General features: G+C 68.9%; 6 protein-coding genes. All 6 read right to left on the bottom strand.

Features of this window, described 5'->3' with window-relative positions:
• Window positions 1–176 (bottom strand): ATP-binding cassette domain-containing protein (locus AOZ49_RS21795; protein WP_156355717.1); only part of this gene is annotated, 176 nt, incomplete at its 3' end.
• Window positions 173–856 (bottom strand): molybdate ABC transporter permease subunit, encoded by a 684-nt coding sequence (gene modB, locus AOZ49_RS21800; RefSeq protein WP_054431662.1) that lies wholly within the window; start codon window positions 854–856, stop codon window positions 173–175. The genes AOZ49_RS21795 and modB, both read right to left, overlap by 4 nt.
• A gap of 31 nt (window positions 857–887) precedes the next feature.
• Window positions 888–1646: a molybdate ABC transporter substrate-binding protein gene (gene modA / locus AOZ49_RS21805; RefSeq protein WP_006390565.1), complete on the bottom strand. Its 759-nt coding sequence runs from the start codon at window positions 1644–1646 to the stop codon at window positions 888–890.
• Between the two features lie 119 nt (window positions 1647–1765).
• Window positions 1766–2116, bottom strand: coding sequence for an adenosylmethionine decarboxylase (speD, locus tag AOZ49_RS21810; protein WP_054431663.1), 351 nt, complete (start codon window positions 2114–2116; stop codon window positions 1766–1768).
• Window positions 2113–2286: a hypothetical protein gene (locus AOZ49_RS33055; RefSeq protein WP_180180106.1), complete on the bottom strand. Its 174-nt coding sequence runs from the start codon at window positions 2284–2286 to the stop codon at window positions 2113–2115. Before AOZ49_RS33055 ends, speD begins: the two co-directional genes overlap by 4 nt.
• Window positions 2287–2289: 3 nt before the next feature.
• Window positions 2290–3759, bottom strand: a complete 1470-nt coding sequence (locus AOZ49_RS21815) for a DUF4178 domain-containing protein (RefSeq protein ID WP_054477726.1) — start codon at window positions 3757–3759, stop codon at window positions 2290–2292.
• Between the last annotated feature and the right edge of the window lie 61 nt (window positions 3760–3820).

Here is a 3820-nt window from a genome sequence, read left to right on the forward strand (position 1 = left end):
ATGCGGCCGGCATCGGGCCGCAACAGGCCGGCCACCGCGCGCAGCGTCAGGCTCTTGCCGGCGCCCGACGGCCCGAACAGCGCGATGCGCTTGGAGGCCGACGAGAACGCCACGTCGAGCGAGAAGTGCCGGTCGCCGGACACCATGCTCTTGCGGATGCGCAGATCGACGCTCATTGCCCGTCTCCGCTGCGCCGGCCGCGGATCGGCACCAGCTTGCCGGCCGCCAGCAGCACCGCAACGCAGGTGATGGAGGTGACCATCACCAGGAAATTGGCGGTGGCGTCATCGCCCGCCTGCACCGCCTCGTAGATGGCGACCGACAGCGTCTGGGTGCGGCCCGGCAGGTTGCCGGCGATCATCAGGGTGGCGCCAAACTCGCCCAGCGCGCGGGCAAAGGCCAGCAGCACGCCGGCCACGATGCCGCGCGCCGCCAGCGGCAGCGTCACGCGGAAGAACACCCCGGCCTCGCACACGCCCAATACCCGAGCCGCGCTTTCCAATTGGGGATCGACGTTTTCGAAGGCGGCGCGGGCCGACTTGAAGACCAGCGGGAAGGCCACCACCGACGCGGCGATGACCGCCCCCTGCCAGGTGAACACCAGCTCGATGCCGATTTCAGCCAGCTTTTCGCCGAGCACGCCGCGCCGGCCCAGCAGCACCAGCAGGTAGTAGCCCAGCACCGTGGGCGGCAGCACCAGCGGCAGGGTCAGGATCGCATCCAGCAGGTCCCGCCCCGGCCAGCGCCAGCGGGACAAGCCATAAGCGGCCCCGGCGCCGGCCACGGTCGCCAACAACGTTGCCCAGCCTGCCACTTTCAGGGTAAGCAGCAGGGGCACCCATACTGGATCGCTCATCACTGACCGCGATTGAATACCGGCCGCGGCCTCAGGGCTTCTGGAAACCGTAGCGCGACAGGATTTCCTGTCCGGCGGGCGACATCACGTAGGCCACGAAGCTCTTGGCTTCCTTGGCGGCGGTATCGCGCGCCGTCACGGCGATCGGATAGGTGACGGGCGTCTGCGACGGCACGCGCACCGCGACCTTGACCTTGTCCGGCATCACGGCGGCGTCGGTGGCGAACACGAAGCCCGCGTCCACTTCGCCGCGCGACACGTAGTCCAGGCTCTGGCGCACGTTCTGCGCCAGCACGCTCTTGGCCTGCACCGCGTCCCACAGGCCGGCGGCCTGCAGCGCGCCCTGCGTGTAGCGGCCCACCGGCACCGAGGCCGGGTTGCCGTAGGCGATGCGCTTGACGTCGTCGCGCGTCAGGTCCTTGAGCGCGGTGATGTTGGCCTTGCTGTCCGTCGGCACGATCAGCACGATCTGGTTGGCGGCGAAATCCACGCGCGATTCGGGCTTGACGGCCTTTTCCTCGACGGCCTTGTCCATCGCCTTCTGGTCGGCGGACGCGAACACGTCGGCGGGCGCGCCCTTGACGATCTGCTGCAGCAGCACGTCTGAGGCGCCGAAGTTCAGGATGACCTTGGTGCCGGCATGCTCCTTCTCGTATGCCTGGGCCACGTCCTTGAACGCGTTGGTCAGGCTGGCGGCGGCGGACACGACCAGGTCGCCGGCGTGGGCGCTGGGGCCCCAGACGGCGGCCAGGGCCAGCGATACCGCCAGGATCGGGTGTTTGCGGAACATGACTCTCTCCTCGGACAAGATCAATCTCGGTAACGAAATATATATAGGTATATAACGCCCGTCAATTTGCGGCAGACGGCCCGCTTGCGCCAGATCAACGCCGAAAGGGAAAGCGGCGTTCAGCCGCGGTCGACCGTGGTGACGCGGACGGTCTCCGGCCCCAGCGCGGCCCGCAGCCGCTCGAGCGCCAGTTCGGGCCGGGCGGCCCCGCACATGAAGATGTCCAGCGCGGCGAACCGATGTTCGGGCCAGGAATGGATGCTGATGTGCGATTCGCTCAGCATGACCACCCCGGTCACGCCGGCGCCCTCTCCGAAATGATGGAAGTGGGCGCCCAGCACCCGCGCCCCCGCCGCCTCGGCGGCCAGGACCAGCTCGCGTTCGAGCGCCTGGGCGTCGGCCAGCAGGCGGGCGGACACGCCGCGGAAATCGGCCAGGATGTGGCGGCCGGGCGTGGCGTGCGGCGTCACTTGTGCGAACCGCCCGATGACCAGCCCGAGCTGCCCGACGAGCCGCCGCCCCAGCTGCTGCTGCTGCCGCCGCTGCCGCCGCCGCTGGTGAAGCGGGCGCCGGGCGAGCTGGCGCCGGTGGCGGCCATGACCACGATCAGGGCGTAGATGGCGTAGATGAACTTGCCCATGCCTCAGTCGTCCTTTGCGGACATCTTGTCCGCGAGGCTGGCCGGCAGCCACAGGAAGGCCAGGCCGATCACGAGCGGCAAAACGCGGCCGCTGAAGATGTTGCCCATGTTGAGAAACCCCATGGCGATGGTGGCGAACCAGGCCCACTTGCGGTAGCCGCCGCCCGAGGCCGCCGACGCCATCGCCTTCTGCTTGGCCAGCTCGGGATTACCGAACCATTCCGCCAGCTGCGCCGGCGCCACCGGCGCGGACGCCGACCAGCCCAGTTCGGCCGGCCCCTGCTCGCGGGTCAGCTTGAGGTTGCCGGCCTTGAAGTCGGTGATCTTGGTGCTGTCGCCAACCTTGACGCGCCAGTTGAAGGCGCCCAGCGCCAGCTCGACGCGCGAGGTGTAGTCGTACAGCTTCTGGTACAGCTTGGAACGCCAGCGCACGCTGGTGGCGTTGTTGTAGCTGGGCCAGGTGTCGCAGACCTGCACCCGTTCCCAGCCCTCGTCCGTCTCCACCAGCCAGATGAAACCCTTGGCCGGGTTGAACAGCAGGTATTCGATCCAGTCCGAGGGCTCCTCGGGATCCGGGTCGGCGCATTTCATCAGGCCGATCAGGGTGAAGGCGGCGCCATCGATCTTGGCGGTGGCGCCCAGCGCCAGCGTGGTCTTGATGGCCTTGACCTTGCGCGCCTTCTCGATGACCTCGGCGGTGTCGCCGGCGCAGTCGACCGTGGCGGCGCACGAGGGGCACACCACCTGGGTCGCCATGGCCGCGACGAAGCTGATCGGCGCGCCGCAGTTGGGGCAGTCCAGCGCCTTGATCTGGCCGCGGAAGCGTCCGGCGGTCTCCTCGACCTGGTCGTTCGGGCGCAGCGAGGCCGCCTGCATGCCCGCCAGGTCGAAGGCCTTGCCGATATAGAGTTCGGGCTCGGGACCGTCGGAGAAGTCCAGCGTCAGGAACGCGTCCAGGCTGCGGAAGTCGGCGACCTTGGCCTCCCAGCCGTCGCCCGGCACGAACGGCAGTTCGCCCTGCGCGCCCCCGGCGCGGCAGCGGCGCACGTCCGAGGCGGTGAAACGCTGGCCGTCCAGCTTCATGTCGTCGCCGGGCGCGATGTCGGCGAAGGCCGGCAGGCCCTGCACCGTCTTGGCCTTGCGGCGGCGGGTGATGGCGTACTGGCCGGAGGCGTCCGACAGCCAGCCGTCCGAGCCGTCGTCGAACCACAGGTACCACTCGTTCCAGAAGCCGTCCTCGTAGCGCAGCTGGATGCGGCCGATCAGGTCGAAGCGCTTGCCTTCGAACTGGCCGGCGGCGCCCAGGCACAGCGGCGAATAGTCTTCCAGCACGTCGGCGGTCTCGCCGATGCGCCTGACCGAGTCGGCGTCCTTGAGCAGCGTGCTGCGGCAGGCGCCGCAGACCGCCATGACCGATGCCGTGGAGGTGAACTTGACGGGCGCTCCGCACTGCGGACACAGGACCTGCTGCATGGGCGTTCGGCGCTCAGCTGGTGAGTTTCTTCAGGACTTCCGCCTTGGCCGTGTCGTAATC

It is taken from the genome of Achromobacter sp. 2789STDY5608615 (assembly GCF_001298995.1).
Classification (GTDB): domain Bacteria; phylum Pseudomonadota; class Gammaproteobacteria; order Burkholderiales; family Burkholderiaceae_B; genus Achromobacter; species Achromobacter insuavis.